Below are 14876 nucleotides of genomic sequence, written 5' to 3' on the forward strand. Positions count from 1 at the left end.
TAATAATGATGGCTATTAGTGGTTCGAGTCGGAGAAAAGTTCCACCGACTCAAACATTTATCGTTGCTTGTTAGTTCATCAACATCGGGCCTAGAGGACGGCCGCCGACAAGGTGCATGTGTATATGGTAAACCTCTTGGCCACCGTGAGAGTTACAGTTAACGATGAGACGATAGCCATCTTCATCAATGCCCTCTTCTTTCGCCAGTTTGCGCGCAACCACAAACATGCGCCCCATCAACGCTTCATCTTCGTCAGCAATATCATTCACCGTTGGAATGAGCTTATTTGGAATGATCAAGATATGGCTCGGTGCACGAGGGTTAATATCACGAAACGCCGTCACCATATCATCCTGGTAAACAACATCTGCAGGAATTTCTTTGCGAATAATTTTACTGAAAATGGTTTCTTCGGTCATGAAGCGCTCCGTCATCTTGTCTTTTAAAAATTGTCTCAACTGCCGAGTATGCGCCAAGCTGTACAAAATAACCAACTAAAAACAATCGTTAAGTTTAAATATTGGCATTTACAGCAAGTCGTACGCTTTGTTTTTGAGCTGTGAGTCGTAAAAGCCCCCAGCCACTATCAATACATTACTCTTTTTTTGTTATTTTTTGTCAATAATTATGTCTCAGGGAGATGTCTATGAAAGGCTCTGTCATACGGCGAATGTACGCTGGTTTTGCATTGATCTTAGTAATGTTTATTATCACCACAATCGTTACCACACGTGGTATGCAATTGATTCACGACAACTTCGAGAGTGTCTCTAATCGTTCTTTACCACTAGTTTCTCAATCCAATCACACCAGTGTTTCTCTCCTTTCTGCGGACAAGCTCTTTAAAGACTTTTTAACGACACAAAGCTTCGAGCGCATGGACGAACTTTCTGCACATTTTGCCGACGCCCAAGCTGACTATCACCAAGCGCTGGCTGACTTAGAACAAGCGACCTCCTCGATTGAAGAGCTTGAACAACAAATCGTCCAGCTTAAAGAAAAGGAAACCAGCTATTTCGAAGAAGCAAACAAAGCGATGGCAAACTACCGCGCTATGTTTGAAGCACAGGCCGAAGTACAGCAATCGACGCGACGTTTTCAGCGCTTACATGCAGAGCTAAGTAGCGGCATGAAAGATTATGTGGATGAGCAGAGCAAAATCTCCGTCAAAGTGATGGCCGAAAGCTACTTCATTAAGCTAAAAGACGCTGAGGTGATCACGTCGGACGCTCTGGCTAGCAGCAATATTGAGTTTGTTGCCAAAGCCGTCACCAATAACAAAAAAGCAGTCACGCACCTTAACTATGCGTATCGTGGGCTGACCGCACAAATGCCAGAGCTCAAACAAGTCTTTGATCAACCTGTGGAACAGTTTACTGTCGACATCGGCAAAAAAGGCGGCGTTCTAGACCAGCACAGTTCTTATCTGCAAGCTAAAGAAGCGTTGTATCAGAACATCGCGAACTTGACCGCTGAAGTTGACCAAACTATGGCGATATTAAACTCATTCAGTGACGTCGCTGAGCAAGGACTACACGCCTCCTTATTGGAAGCAGGTGAGGTTTATCAACAAGGCCTCACAACATCGATCATTATTGGTGGTGTGGTGGTTGCGCTTGCTCTCGGTATCGGCTATCACATTGCCCATAGCGTACGTGAACCTTTGACTCGCATTCTGAAAACGTTGGAATATCTGACCGAAGGCGACATGACCCATCGGATTGATATTCGTTACAACAACGAGTTCAGCCGCGTCAGCGGGCACATCAACACCCTCGCCGATAGCCTGCACAACATTTTGGTCAAACTCAACGATGCGTCAGACAACCTGACGAAGACCGCCGATTCCAACCAGAGCACTTCGTCGCAAGCACAAGAGCAATTAAGCCAGCAAAGAGAACAAACCGCGACGGTTGCGACAGCGATGACAGAAATGTCTCATTCCGTGCAGGAAGTCGCGCAGAATGCGCAGAACTCGCAGCACATGGTCGAGCAAGTCGAAGTCGCATCGGAATCCGGTCGACAAATCATGAGCACCAACATCTCTACCATCAATCAATTAGAAACTCGGTTGTTGCAGTCGGTGGAGGCAGTGAAAGATCTGCAAAGCATGAGCAGTAAAATTGGTTCGATTCTCGATGTTATCCGCAATATCGCAGAGCAAACCAATCTACTAGCGCTGAATGCAGCCATAGAAGCCGCACGCGCCGGTGATCAAGGAAGAGGATTTGCAGTGGTTGCCGATGAAGTACGCGTTCTGGCCCAAAGAACCACGGCGTCTACGAGCGAAATCGAAAACATGATCAGTAGTTTGCAATCAAGCTCGTCTTCAGCAAGCCAAGTGATTCAAAGTTGTATGGCAGAAATGGAGCAATCTGTTGAACAAGCGTCCAACGCCAATAGTGCAATGGAGGAGATTCAAGCACTGATTATTGAGATCAGCCGTATGAGTGGACAGATCTCGCAAGCGGCGACTGAACAAAGCGCAACTTCAGGTGATATTGCGCGCAATATCGAAGAAATCAACCTGATTGCTGAGCAGAACTACCAAGCGATGGCACAGATCGCCAAAACCAGCACAGACTTAACTATTCTCGCCAACCAACAAGGCGAATTGGTTCATCAATTCAAGTTATAACAACAACTAAACTTATGCCAAGGGCGACTAATTTTGTTAGTTGCCCTTGTTTTTTTTAACCCATGACATTATATGGGTAATAGGCTTGCCCGTTTTCTGTCACACTTTTTTGCAAGCCATACTTGAGGAACAGTTATGGCAATTCATGTTGGCATCATAGACAAAGACCCAATTCGCTTGGTAACCCCGCTATTAGACAATCGGACGATCAGCAATCACATCGTTTTCATCGGTGTAAAAGCTCAAGAAGAAATTTACACCCGCCTTCACAACGTATTAGCAAAACGTCAAATCACCTCCGAGTTTTTCGAAATCCCTAACGTTGCCAATCCGACCAAGATAAAACAAAGCATTTGCGCTCTCGCCAAAGACTTAAAACAACGTGCTGAAGACGTAAAGTTAAACGCAAGCTGCGGTTTACGTCATCGCCTGCTTTCCGTTTACGAAATATTCCGTAGCTATCATTGGCCAATCTTTGTTGTCGAGCCAAGTAGCGACCGCTTGTGCTGGCTCTACCCAGACGGCAAAGAAGATACACAGGTTCAAGACCGCATCACCATTGATGACTACTTGACGATATTCGGCGCGCGTGGAGAGTTCAGCGAACATGAGATCTCTCCCCAACTTGACCAACAGCTTTATGAACTTGGCGAGCGCTGGGCAAGCAACGCACTGGAACTTGGCCCAGGCTTAGCAACGCTGAACTACCTAGCCACCACGTGTCGTAAAGAGCAGAAACTTGATGTTGAACTCACTGAGAAACAACAAGGCTACCGCGAGCTCAATATGCTGATCACCGACTTGGTGGATACTGGCATAGCGACTTATGAAAACGGCACCTTAACCTTTGCTAACGAGGACGCGCGTCGCTTCTCGAATGGCGAATGGTTAGAAACGTTAGTTCACAGCACGGTACGCCAAATTCAGACAAGCATGCCTACGATTCAAGACCGTTCTTTAAATGTGCAAGTTTATCGACAACTGGGCGAGCGTGAAGTGCGTAACGAGCTCGATGTCGCGTCTGTGGTTAACAACAAGCTGCACATTATTGAGTGTAAAACCAAAGGGATGCGTGATGACGGCGATGATACCTTGTATAAGCTCGAATCGTTGCGTGACTTACTAGGTGGCCTACAAGCACGCGCGATGTTGGTGAGTTTCCGTCCGCTTCGCCACAATGACATTACCCGCGCAGAAGACCTAGGCCTTGCTCTGATTGGACCTGACGAACTCAAAGACCTTAAGACGCACCTAACCAACTGGTTCCTTGAAGCAGGCGGCAATGACGACGAATGTGCCGATTGCTAACCTTATAGGTAAACAGTTTCTAAATACAAAAAAAACCGCCTTTCGGCGGTTTTTCTTTTAATCCAGATTAGCTGTCGTCTTCCGTAAAGTTGGTCGGCAGAGTCATCTTCATCTTATTCCAGATTTGGGCACTTTCCATACCGTAGTTACGTACTACGATCAGGATGCGTTCACGGTCACCTGTTTCACATACATCTAACAGGTCACGGTAGAACTTCAGTGCCAAACTACGCGCTTCTGGGTTCGAGAAGTAGTAGCTACCAACACGGTCGTACAGTTTTTTCAGACCGTTAAAGATCAGGCCGTAAATCTGGTTACCAGAATGAAACGCTAAGCGTTGGAACAGCATGTAATCGTAGAAGTTGAATGTTTTTGCAACCAAAATCGACTGACGAATCGCTTCGTCTTTTTCGCCGTCATCTTTCACATGTTGCAGAATTTTATCTGCGTAAGCTGAAGACTGCATAAACGCATCCCAAGAGTCAGCGGCAAGCAACGCTTCACAGGACTCGATAACCGTTGAGATGGTTTTCTCTGAGCTCTCTTTGTTTGCTTTAAACGCATAGCGCATAAAAATTGGGCTGATATTGGTACGTGCTGCAAGTAGATCTTCTACAATCGAAGTGGCGTTTCCAGCGTCCAACGTCATGAGTGTATCGAGGATATGCAAACCTGACGTTTCCATAAACTGATTCACTCGAGTGGGTTTACCGTGTTGGATCGTCAACCAACCGTCGCGCGCCAAACGCTGTAGTACTTCACGCAAAGTTGTTCGTGTTACTCCGATAAGTTCAGAGAGCTCTCTTTCTGCAGGTAAGATAGAACCAGGAGGAAAGCGTCCTTTCCAAATGCTTTCAATAATATATTTTTCCGCAAATCCAGCTGGACTCTTTGCCTTTATGACCATTTATGTCTTGTCCACTATTTGTATTTTTATGGGTATATTGCAACTCATCATACCACTAGTTAAGTTATATCGGAAACCAGAACCAAGTAAACTTGCAGTCAAACAACAATTGAGTATTAACTCTAATTGTGAAACGAGCATTTTGCATATTCACATCAATGAATAACCCGATTATTTTCAAGTTTAATAAAAATTTAACACAACAAAGCCCCAGAAATAAAAGGGAAAGCTCACAAATCCTAAGTGTGACTATTTACAGAAAACTCTTTGATTTCCATTCAGAACATTCACCTATTCTCTGTTATTCTTACACTTCGACTCCGTCACGGCACTAAGTGCAGGTTTTCGCAACTATCTACAGATATTTACGCCACTCAGATCGCGTTTTTAGACAAAAATGAATGAATATAATTGCCTAACTCCACTTTATGATTGACTAAATTTTGCTGGAGAGTAGAGTGGCGACCGAAGTAAGGAGTGCTTGTCTTTCTCAGGGAGTGACTTGGCAAGGCCACATTCAATCTCTTAATGTTGTTTTTCTAAGTCACTGTTGGATCGGGTTTAATACCCAAAATATCAATAAGAATTGCACTAAACCAAGAGTGCAGCTTTTGTTTGGTATTGCTCCGATTTATGAAGCAAGCACGTTCAGTGTCGATTCATAACAACTTATAAGAGTATTACGATCATGCCGATTTCACTCGGAAATGCGTTTATTAAGAACTTTCTTGGTAAAGCCCCAGATTGGTACAAAGTTGCCATCATTTCTTTCTTAATCATTAACCCTCTAGTTTTCTTCCTCGTAAACCCATTCGTAGCAGGCTGGCTATTAGTCGCAGAGTTTATCTTTACTCTGGCAATGGCATTAAAGTGTTACCCACTTCAGCCAGGTGGCTTATTGGCGATCCAAGCGGTTGCCATTGGGATGACGAGCGCAGAGCAAGTCAAACATGAGCTGGTCGCAAACATCGAAGTACTGTTACTGCTAGTGTTCATGGTTGCGGGTATTTACTTTATGAAGCAGCTACTGCTGTTCATTTTTACCAAGATCCTGCTAGGTATTCGCTCTAAATCAATGCTATCTGTTGCGTTCTGTTTCGCAGCAGCATTTTTGTCCGCATTCTTAGATGCACTAACGGTTATTGCGGTGGTGATTAGCGTAGCGGTCGGCTTCTACGCGATTTATCACAAAGTAGCATCAGGTAAAGGTTCAAGTACTGCCCACGACCATACACAAGACGACCACTTATCTGAGCTGACTCGTGATGACTTGGAAAACTACCGTGCGTTCTTGCGTTCTCTGCTAATGCACGCTGGTGTGGGTACTGCACTCGGCGGTGTAATGACCATGGTGGGTGAACCACAAAACCTGATCATTGCAGACCAAGCGGGTTGGCAATTTGGTGAATTCATCATTCGTATGCTGCCTGTAACTCTACCCGTATTCATTTGTGGTTTGATTACTTGTGTGTTAGTCGAGAAGTTTAAAGTATTCGGTTACGGCGCTCGCCTACCTGATAACGTTCGTCAGATCTTGGTTGATTTCGACAACGAGGAGCGTAAAAACCGTACTAACCAAGACGTCGCGAAACTTTGGGTTCAAGGTTTAATCGCGGTATGGTTGATCGTCGGCCTAGCATTGCACCTTGCAGCGGTTGGTCTAATTGGCCTATCGGTAATCATTCTCGCAACAGCTTTCACCGGTGTGATCGAAGAGCACTCATTGGGTAAAGCGTTTGAAGAAGCGTTGCCATTCACTGCCCTACTCGCGGTTTTCTTCTCTATTGTTGCAGTTATCATCGACCAAGAGCTATTTAAGCCAGTTATCGATGCAGTACTGCACGTTGAAGACAAAGGCACGCAGCTCGCGCTTTTCTACGTAGCAAACGGCTTGTTGTCGATGGTGTCGGACAACGTATTCGTTGGCACGGTTTACATCAACGAAGTGAAAACAGCTCTGATTGAAGGCATGATCACCCGCGATCAGTTCGACCTACTTGCTGTCGCTATCAACACCGGCACTAACCTACCTTCAGTTGCAACGCCAAACGGCCAAGCTGCGTTCCTATTCTTGCTAACGTCTGCACTGGCGCCACTTATCCGCTTGTCATACGGACGCATGGTCATCATGGCACTGCCTTACACCATCGTTTTAGCGTTAGTTGGCTTAGCTGGTATCGTCTTCTTAGTCGACCCAATGACAACTTGGTTCTACGATGCAGGCTGGATCTCACACCACGCTGGTGACGCTGTTCAAGCGGTATCTGGTGGTCACTAACTCCAAATATTGAAAAGTTTTTATTGCTACTGAAACTTTTACACGATAAAAAGCTCTGATTAGTCAGGGCTTTTTTATTTTCAGGACACTGTTGTGAATTTACTTTCCACACTTAAAACATTTTCCCAAGGACGTCTTTCTTGGTTCCTTCTTCTTGCATTTATCGTGTTCTTTGAAGCGTGCGCGTTGTTTTTCCAGCACGTTATGATGCTTTCACCTTGCGTGATGTGTATCTACGAGCGTGTCGCGATGCTAGGGATTGGCGGTGCTGCGTTGATTGGACTGATTGCTCCGAATAACCCAGTGTTTCGCTGGTTGGGCTTAGCCGCTTGGGGCGCTAGCGCGTACAAAGGCCTTGCACTATCAATGCAGCACGTTGATTATCAGTTTAATCCATCCCCATTTGCGACTTGCGATCTATTTGTCACATTCCCAGATTGGGCGCCACTTAACCAATGGGTTCCGTGGATGTTTGAAGCGTATGGCGACTGTAGCAAGATAGTTTGGCAATTCTTAACCCTATCAATGCCGCAATGGTTAGTGATCATTTTTGCTGCAAACCTTATCGCTTTAGCGGTAATTGTGATTTCTCAGTTTGCCAAAAACAAATAACTTGGCTCTTTTCTAGAGACTAAAAAGCGCAGGTCATACCTGCGCTTTTGTTTTTATCTTCGTTCGTTTTGATTAGTTCATATCACGACTTGGGGCTGGAGCTAATACCTCGCGGTTCCCATTATGGCCTGGCGCGCTGACAATACCTTGTGCTTCCAACTGCTCAACGATACGCGCGGCACGGTTGTAACCGATTTTAAAGCGACGCTGAACACCAGAAACCGAACCACGTCGAGACTGAACCACGTGCTCAACCACTTGGTCAAATAGCGGATCCATCTCTTCATCACCTTCTGGCTTTTCACCCGGCAACAGCGCTTCTGGGCCTTGGTCACCATGCGTAATTTCATCGATGTAATTTGGCTTACCACGCGCTTTCCAGTTATTCACTACCGCGTGAACATCGTCGTCCGAAGCAAATGCGCCGTGAACACGGATTGTGTGGCTTGAACCCGGCGGCAAGTAAAGCATGTCACCCATACCCAATAATGATTCAGCGCCGCCCTGGTCTAGGATAGTGCGCGAGTCGGTCTTAGTCGAAACGGTAAACGCAACTCGAGTCGGAATATTGGCCTTGATCAGACCCGTAATAACATCAACCGAAGGACGCTGGGTCGCTAGAATCAAGTGGATACCTGCAGCACGTGCTTTTTGAGCTAGGCGAGCAATCAGCTCTTCCACTTTCTTACCAACCACCATCATCAGGTCAGCAAACTCGTCCACCACCACAACAATGTACGGCAGTTTCTCGAGTAGTGGTGGCAGCTCATCCATACTGTCGCCTGGTTGCCACAATGGATCGTGGATTGGGTGCCCAGCTTCTGCTGCCATCTTAAGCTTATCGTTAAAACCTTTGATGTTTCGCACACCAAGCGCTGACATCAGTTTGTAGCGGCGTTCCATCTCACCCACACACCAACGTAGTGCGTTTGAGGCATCTTTCATGTCGGTCACAACTTCAGACAATAGATGCGGGATACCTTCATAGATAGAAAGTTCGAGCATCTTAGGGTCAATCATGATGAAACGTACATCTTCTGGCGTCGCTTTATAAAGCATACTCAGAATCATTACGTTCACACCGACCGACTTACCCGAACCTGTAGTACCTGCCACCAACACGTGTGGCATCTTCGATAGGTCTGCAACCACTGCTTCGCCAGCGATGTCTTGGCCTAGCACGACTGTCGTTGGCGATTTCGCATCAATAAACTGAGGACTGCCTACCACATCTGAGAAGTATACGGTTTGACGGCTCATATTAGGCAATTCTAGGCCGACATAAGGTTTACCCGGAATCACCTCTACGACGCGTACCGCCATTGCAGACAATGAACGAGCCAAGTCCATTGAAAGTCCAGAAATACGGCTTACTTTCACACCCGGAGCCAGATCTAGCTCAAACCGAGTAATGACAGGTCCAGGGAATATGTCCACAACTTCCGCTTTGATTTTGTAATCCGCCAGTTTTGCTTCTACCAAGCGCGCGATCTCTTCCAATGCTTCACGGTCGATGAAGTTTTCACGCTTTTCTGGATGGTACAATAGCTCCAACGTCGGCATTGGTTCTTTTGGTTTAGGCAGGTTCGTTTCTTGTTGCACCAAGAATGGATTTTGCTGTGCAGCGACTTTTGCCTGAGCATCAGAAACGATGTTTTGGAATGCCGCGACGTCTTGGTCTTCTGGGTCGACTTCTTCGACGTCTGCCATCACAGGTTGTTGCTCATCGTCGTCCGCCACATCAAAGGTGGAAATGGTCGGTTCTTGATGGTCCGATTCTGGCTCAATTGACGCCGAGATGTCTTCCAATTGCTCGGTTTGCAGCGCAGGTTGAGTGAGCTCTTCTTCCGCCGCTTCTTCAGCATTGTTCCATGGGAGGTTTTGCTCTACAGACACTTGCTGTTGAGATTGTTCGTACTCATAGATTGTCTGGAAGTCATTATGAGGTTCAACTGGGTTTTCGTCGGCCGCTTGTTGAGCAAAGTCATCTTCACGCTGCGCTGCCGCTTCTAATTCTTCAATCGTTGCACCCAACTGGCGCGTACGCTCTACCTGCGGCTCATCTTCATGATCTGGCGCAGGTTGTGGTTTAGCCGTTGCCACAACAGGTTCAGGAGCAACAACTGGCTCAGGTTGAGCTTGAATAGGTTCAGGCTGACGAGGCGGCGTTTGCGTCGATTTGTCTTCAAACACAGGTTCATCAACGCTCGGGGCTTCAAAGAGTGGGTCCGCACTAATAACAGGTTCTTTGCGTGCCTCAGGCATGTGAATGTTGAAGCGACGTTGCGGCTCGGCAGCGTCTTCCGCCATTTCTTTAGCAGCAAACGGCAATTCTTCACGCTCTAGATCATGCGGAGCTGAATTCGCCATCGCCAGTTGGGCTTCGAGGATTTCTTCTTGTTCACCACGAATCTTGTTCAACAAACCGGTGAATGCAGATATCGCCAACGCGCCTAGTTTATCAACGATCGTTAGCCATGAAACGCCCGTGAGTAAGGTTAAGCCTGCGCCCCAAAGGAACAACAGTACCAAGGTCGTCCCCAGTACATTTAGCGTTGGCAGAGCGAGGCTGGTAAGCACATCACCAATCACGCCACCTGAAGAGAAATACCAAATATCGTCAAAGTTAATATCGGCAAGACCACAGCTGGTGAGAATAAGTATGGTTAGACCAAGTAGACGCGTGCCCCAGAGCATCAAATCTAAAGGCTCGTCTTCATCACGGTTACGCAGAAATACCCATGCTGTGACCGTAATAATAAACGGAATTGGGTATGCCAAAGAACCAAAGGTAAAAAATAGCGTATCCGCCAGCCAAGCACCGACGAGGCCACCAGCGTTTTCAACATCAACTCCCCATGCGGTTTGAGACCATGAGGGATCAGCAGGACTAAAAGTCAGTAGTGCGACAGACAGCAAAATAGAAAGCAGCACAATCACAATAAGTGTGCACTCCTTGAGACGTTGCGGACCTGTCAGGCGAGAAGGCTGAGGCTCTTCCCCTGTTTTGATTATTGTTTCAACTTTACTTCTGTTCTCTTTGAACATAACCAACTTATCTTTGTAGCGAAAAAAAATAGCCCGAGCAGCTATGCTACTCGGACTATCGATTTAACCATATAAGGGCCTAAAACCCAATTGCCTAAAGTCAGAATATCGAAAGGTATTCAGACTTATACGCAATTATCGAGTTTTGATAACCAATTGGTTCGTTTGCTTAACTTCTTCCATTACCACGTAGGTACGTGTGTCGTTTACACCTGGAAGGCGTAGCAGTGTGTCACCTAACAGTTTACGGTACGCACTCATATCTGATACTCGCGTTTTCAACAAGTAGTCAAAGTCGCCCGATACTAAGTGACACTCTTGAATATCATCTAGTTTCTGAACTGCAGTATTAAACTGCTCAAACACGTCTGGCGCACCACGATTTAAAGTGATTTCAACGAAAACGAGTAGTGATGCATCAAGGTACTGTGGGTTCAGTAATGCTGTGTACCCAGTAATGTAACCTTGTCGCTCAAGACGACGAACACGTTCTAGACATGGTGTAGGAGAAAGACCCACACGCTTGGACAGTTCTACGTTTGATATGCGACCGTCTTTCTGCAATTCATTAAGAATATTGCGATCGATACGGTCTAGATCCTTGGACGGCTTCTTATTGTTGTCTGCCATTTTTTATTCCACCTTGTTACTTCCTTGCAAAAAAATATACTACAATCTTTTAATATTTAGTATCAAATATTATTACATCCTGTCTATACTAGACGTTAATTCGAAGATTTACCCTACACTTAGTTATTCAAACCAGATTTCACAACCAAAATAGAATAAGGAGTCAGGATGATCATAGGCGTACCTAAAGAGATCAAGAACCACGAGTACCGCGTAGGCATGATCCCAGCAAGCGTTCGCGAGCTAGTGTCTAAAGGCCACCAAGTTTTTGTTGAAACCAATGCCGGCGTAGGCATTGGTTTTTCAGACGACGATTACATCGCTGTAGGCGCATCCATTCTTCCTACTGCTGCAGAGGTTTTCGCAACAGCTGAGATGATTGTCAAAGTCAAAGAACCTCAAGCTGTTGAGCGTGCCATGCTCCGCGAAGGGCAAATTTTATTTACATATTTGCACCTAGCACCAGATTTTCCACAAACTGAAGAGCTAATCAAGAGCAAAGCTGTCTGCATAGCATATGAAACTGTAACAGATAATATGGGTCGTTTGCCACTACTAGCTCCAATGTCTGAAGTCGCAGGACGCATGTCTATTCAAGCTGGTGCACAAACCTTAGAGAAATCTCACGGTGGTTGTGGACTTCTTCTTGGCGGCGTTCCAGGCGTTGAACCAGCTAAAGTTGTCGTCATCGGCGGCGGTGTCGTTGGCGCCAATGCTGCTCGCATGGCCATCGGTCTTCGCGCGGATGTCACTATTCTTGATCGCAACGTTGATACACTACGTCGTCTAGACGAAGAATTCCAGGGTCAAGCAAAAGTTATTTACTCAACTGAAGATGCAATCGAAAAACACGTCCTTGAAGCTGACCTAGTCATTGGCGCAGTGCTTATCCCTGGTGCTGCGGCTCCTAAACTTGTCACCAAAGAACACATTGCCAAAATGAAGCCTGGTTCTGCGGTCGTTGACGTAGCGATCGACCAAGGTGGTTGTTTCGAAACTTCACACGCAACCACTCACGCGGAACCAACTTACATTGTTGATGATGTAGTTCACTACTGTGTTGCGAACATGCCAGGTGCTGTTGCTCGCACTTCTACTTTCGCCCTTAATAACGCAACACTACCTTATATTATCAAACTAGCCAACAAAGGTTATCGCGAAGCGCTTCTTGAAGACAAAGGTTTCCTAGAAGGTCTGAACGTTATCCACGGTAAAGTGACGTGTAAAGAAGTCGCAGAAGGCTTTGGTCTGGAATACATCGAACCAGAAGCCGCGATTGCGATGTTTAACTAATTGGCTAAAAGCCCATCAATGACAAAAGCGCCTTATAAAAGGCGCTTTTTGTTTGCTCTGATAACATTTTAGAACCAACGTTCTAGAGATGATTTGTCGAGTTGTCTGAAGGCGCTATTGAGAATGCGTGCCAACTCTTTGTATCTAGGGCGAGATTTAATCGGCTCGACCGCACTGCCACTTTCCACAATCTTTTGATGAATTTCTCGATACCAACCCGCTAATGATGGAGGCAACTGGGTGTTCGCCCTATTGCCCAACCACCAGATACCTTGAATCGGCATACTGATCGCAAACAGAGCGATGATGACCGATTGAGGCATTGAGCTGTAGTTATCAAAAGCCATCTGAGTCAAAACACTGATGGCGGCGATCGCTGGCATTACTTTTACCCCAAAGCGAGTCGCTTTGATGATGCGCTGCTCAGGAAACAATAAGTTGAGCTCTTTGCGCATAGGCCAGGTATCCATGTACTTCTGCCCATCTCGTAGGCTATGAACTAATCCGACTTTATTACTCATACGACTCTCTCACTTAATAGCTTCAGGCCTTGATTAAAATTTAATTGAAACATTCAACTTTAAACGCAAAAAAATGATAAAAGTTAATATTCTTTCAAATTTTTTTTGTTATCATTAGCGCTTATCGCTATTCTTTGCAGACCTACAATCTCATTGTTGCCGTTATTTACCAGATAAGCAACTCTTGAGACCTATCTGCAAGGATGCAAACGCGGTGACTTGGAATCATCACGTTCATAATTATACGGAATTCGAAGTTTTTTTGACCAAGATTAGTACACGCTATTTTCAGCATCGTCTATTCTTGTGATTAATTTTCATCCTTACTGATTTTGTAATCAGACGAATAACAGGTAGTCATACATGTCTAAGCTAGTTTTAGTTTTAAACTGCGGTAGTTCTTCTCTTAAATTTGCCGTTGTTGATGCCGAGAACGGCGACGAGCACTTATCAGGTCTTGCTGAGTGTCTTCACCTTCCTGAAGCTCGCATCAAGTGGAAACTTGATGGCAAGCACGAAGCTCAACTAGGCGAAGGTGCAGCTCACGAAGAAGCACTCGCGTTTATGGTAGAAACTATTCTTGCTTCTAAGCCAGAGCTTAAAGCTAACCTAGGCGCAATCGGTCACCGTATCGTTCACGGTGGCGAGCAGTTCACTCAATCTGCACTAATTACTGATGAAGTTCTAAAAGGTATTCAAGACGCTGCAACATTTGCACCTCTTCATAACCCTGCGCATATCATCGGTATCGAAGCGGCTAAGAAAAACTTCCCTGAGCTGAAAAACGTTGCTGTATTTGACACTGCATTCCACCAAACAATGCCTGAAGAGTCTTACCTATATGCTCTTCCTTACAACCTATACAAAGAGCACGGTATTCGTCGTTACGGTATGCACGGTACTTCTCACCTGTTCATCACTCGTGAAGTCGCTGGCCTACTAAACAAGCCTATGGAAGAAGTGAACATCATCAACTGTCACCTAGGTAACGGCGCATCTGTATGTGCAATCAAGAACGGTAAATCAGTAGACACTTCTATGGGTCTAACTCCGCTTGAAGGTCTAGTAATGGGTACTCGCTGTGGCGACATCGACCCTGCGATCATCTTCCACCTACACGACGCTCTAGGTTACTCAGTTGATCAAATCAACACGATGCTGACTAAAGAATCTGGTCTTCAAGGTCTAACTGAAGTGACTTCTGACTGTCGTTTCGTTGAAGACAACTACGGTGAAAAAGAAGAAGCAACACGTGCAATGGACGTGTTCTGCCATCGTCTAGCTAAATATGTAGCAGGTTACACTGCTTCAATGGACGGCCGTCTAGACGCAATCACTTTCACTGGCGGTATTGGCGAGAACTCAGGCCCTATCCGTGAAATGGTTCTAAACCGTCTTGGTATCTTCGGTATCGAAGTAGATAGCGAAGCAAACCTTAAAGCACGTTTTGGTGGTGAAGGTACTATCACGACTGCAGAAAGCCGTATCCCAGCAATGGTTATCTCTACCAACGAAGAGCTAGTTATTGCAGAAGACACTGCACGTCTAGCAGCTCTTTAATTGACTCAACCGGTTGGCACTGAGCCAGCCGGTTCTCTTTAGTGGGGCTTAACTCCTATTCCACGCCAAGGAATACGCA

Annotated in this window: 11 protein-coding genes; 6 read left to right on the forward strand and 5 right to left on the reverse strand. The window is 45.8% G+C overall.

The window, feature by feature from the left end:
• Positions 1-70: 70 nt before the first annotated feature.
• The gene (hinT, locus tag HCZ42_RS01080) at positions 71-421 is read right to left on the reverse strand and encodes a purine nucleoside phosphoramidase (RefSeq protein ID WP_167418942.1); all 351 of its coding nucleotides are present in this window, start codon (positions 419-421) and stop codon (positions 71-73) included.
• 227 nt (positions 422-648) lie between these two features.
• Between hinT and HCZ42_RS01085 the strand changes: the two genes are divergently transcribed.
• Complete coding sequence (locus HCZ42_RS01085; protein WP_167418943.1) at positions 649-2640, forward strand: methyl-accepting chemotaxis protein; 1992 nt, start codon at positions 649-651, stop codon at positions 2638-2640.
• Between the two features lie 135 nt (positions 2641-2775).
• Entirely contained in the window at positions 2776-3948 is a 1173-nt protein-coding gene (locus HCZ42_RS01090) for a DUF1887 family protein (protein ID WP_167418944.1), read from the forward strand.
• Positions 3949-4015: 67 nt separating this feature from the next.
• On the opposite strand, the gene fadR is transcribed toward HCZ42_RS01090, so the two are convergent.
• Complete coding sequence (gene fadR, locus HCZ42_RS01095; RefSeq protein ID WP_167418945.1) at positions 4016-4855, reverse strand: fatty acid metabolism transcriptional regulator FadR; 840 nt, start codon at positions 4853-4855, stop codon at positions 4016-4018.
• Between the two features lie 688 nt (positions 4856-5543).
• Here fadR and nhaB point away from each other — a divergent pair.
• Both nhaB and dsbB read left to right on the forward strand, forming a co-directional pair.
• Positions 5544-7133, forward strand: coding sequence for a Na(+)/H(+) antiporter NhaB (nhaB, locus tag HCZ42_RS01100; protein WP_167418946.1), 1590 nt, complete (start codon positions 5544-5546; stop codon positions 7131-7133).
• Positions 7134-7226: 93 nt separating this feature from the next.
• Positions 7227-7745 (forward strand): disulfide bond formation protein DsbB, encoded by a 519-nt coding sequence (gene dsbB / locus HCZ42_RS01105; RefSeq protein WP_167418947.1) that lies wholly within the window; start codon positions 7227-7229, stop codon positions 7743-7745.
• Positions 7746-7817: 72 nt separating this feature from the next.
• On the opposite strand, the gene HCZ42_RS01110 is transcribed toward dsbB, so the two are convergent.
• Both HCZ42_RS01110 and lrp read right to left on the reverse strand, forming a co-directional pair.
• Positions 7818-10793, reverse strand: a complete 2976-nt coding sequence (locus HCZ42_RS01110) for a DNA translocase FtsK 4TM domain-containing protein (protein WP_167418948.1) — start codon at positions 10791-10793, stop codon at positions 7818-7820.
• 135 nt (positions 10794-10928) lie between these two features.
• Complete coding sequence (gene lrp / locus HCZ42_RS01115) at positions 10929-11423, reverse strand: leucine-responsive transcriptional regulator Lrp (protein ID WP_004414493.1); 495 nt, start codon at positions 11421-11423, stop codon at positions 10929-10931.
• A 168-nt stretch (positions 11424-11591) separates the two neighbouring features.
• Between lrp and ald the strand changes: the two genes are divergently transcribed.
• Entirely contained in the window at positions 11592-12716 is a 1125-nt protein-coding gene (gene ald, locus HCZ42_RS01120) for an alanine dehydrogenase (protein WP_167418949.1), read from the forward strand.
• A gap of 68 nt (positions 12717-12784) precedes the next feature.
• Here ald and yfbV read toward each other — a convergent pair whose 3' ends face one another.
• Positions 12785-13237, reverse strand: a complete 453-nt coding sequence (gene yfbV / locus HCZ42_RS01125; protein WP_053408077.1) for a terminus macrodomain insulation protein YfbV — start codon at positions 13235-13237, stop codon at positions 12785-12787.
• A 363-nt stretch (positions 13238-13600) separates the two neighbouring features.
• Between yfbV and HCZ42_RS01130 the strand changes: the two genes are divergently transcribed.
• On the forward strand, positions 13601-14797 hold the full coding sequence (locus tag HCZ42_RS01130) for an acetate kinase (RefSeq protein ID WP_167418950.1): 1197 nt from the start codon (positions 13601-13603) through the stop codon (positions 14795-14797).
• Positions 14798-14876 lie beyond the last annotated feature (79 nt).

Source organism: Vibrio hepatarius (genome assembly GCF_011806575.1).
GTDB lineage: Bacteria > Pseudomonadota > Gammaproteobacteria > Enterobacterales > Vibrionaceae > Vibrio > Vibrio hepatarius_A.

Excerpts from the sequence above, each read along its gene's own strand:
- hinT (WP_167418942.1), bottom strand. The coding sequence starts at position 421 with ATGACCGAAGAAACCATTTTCAGTAAAATTATTCGCAAAGAAATTCCT.
- HCZ42_RS01085 (WP_167418943.1), top strand. The coding sequence starts at position 649 with ATGAAAGGCTCTGTCATACGGCGAATGTACGCTGGTTTTGCATTGATC.
- HCZ42_RS01090 (WP_167418944.1), top strand. The coding sequence starts at position 2,776 with ATGGCAATTCATGTTGGCATCATAGACAAAGACCCAATTCGCTTGGTA.
- fadR (WP_167418945.1), bottom strand. The coding sequence starts at position 4,855 with ATGGTCATAAAGGCAAAGAGTCCAGCTGGATTTGCGGAAAAATATATT.
- nhaB (WP_167418946.1), top strand. The coding sequence starts at position 5,544 with ATGCCGATTTCACTCGGAAATGCGTTTATTAAGAACTTTCTTGGTAAA.
- HCZ42_RS01110 (WP_167418948.1), bottom strand. The coding sequence starts at position 10,793 with ATGTTCAAAGAGAACAGAAGTAAAGTTGAAACAATAATCAAAACAGGG.
- lrp (WP_004414493.1), bottom strand. The coding sequence starts at position 11,423 with ATGGCAGACAACAATAAGAAGCCGTCCAAGGATCTAGACCGTATCGAT.
- ald (WP_167418949.1), top strand. The coding sequence starts at position 11,592 with ATGATCATAGGCGTACCTAAAGAGATCAAGAACCACGAGTACCGCGTA.
- yfbV (WP_053408077.1), bottom strand. The coding sequence starts at position 13,237 with ATGAGTAATAAAGTCGGATTAGTTCATAGCCTACGAGATGGGCAGAAG.
- HCZ42_RS01130 (WP_167418950.1), top strand. The coding sequence starts at position 13,601 with ATGTCTAAGCTAGTTTTAGTTTTAAACTGCGGTAGTTCTTCTCTTAAA.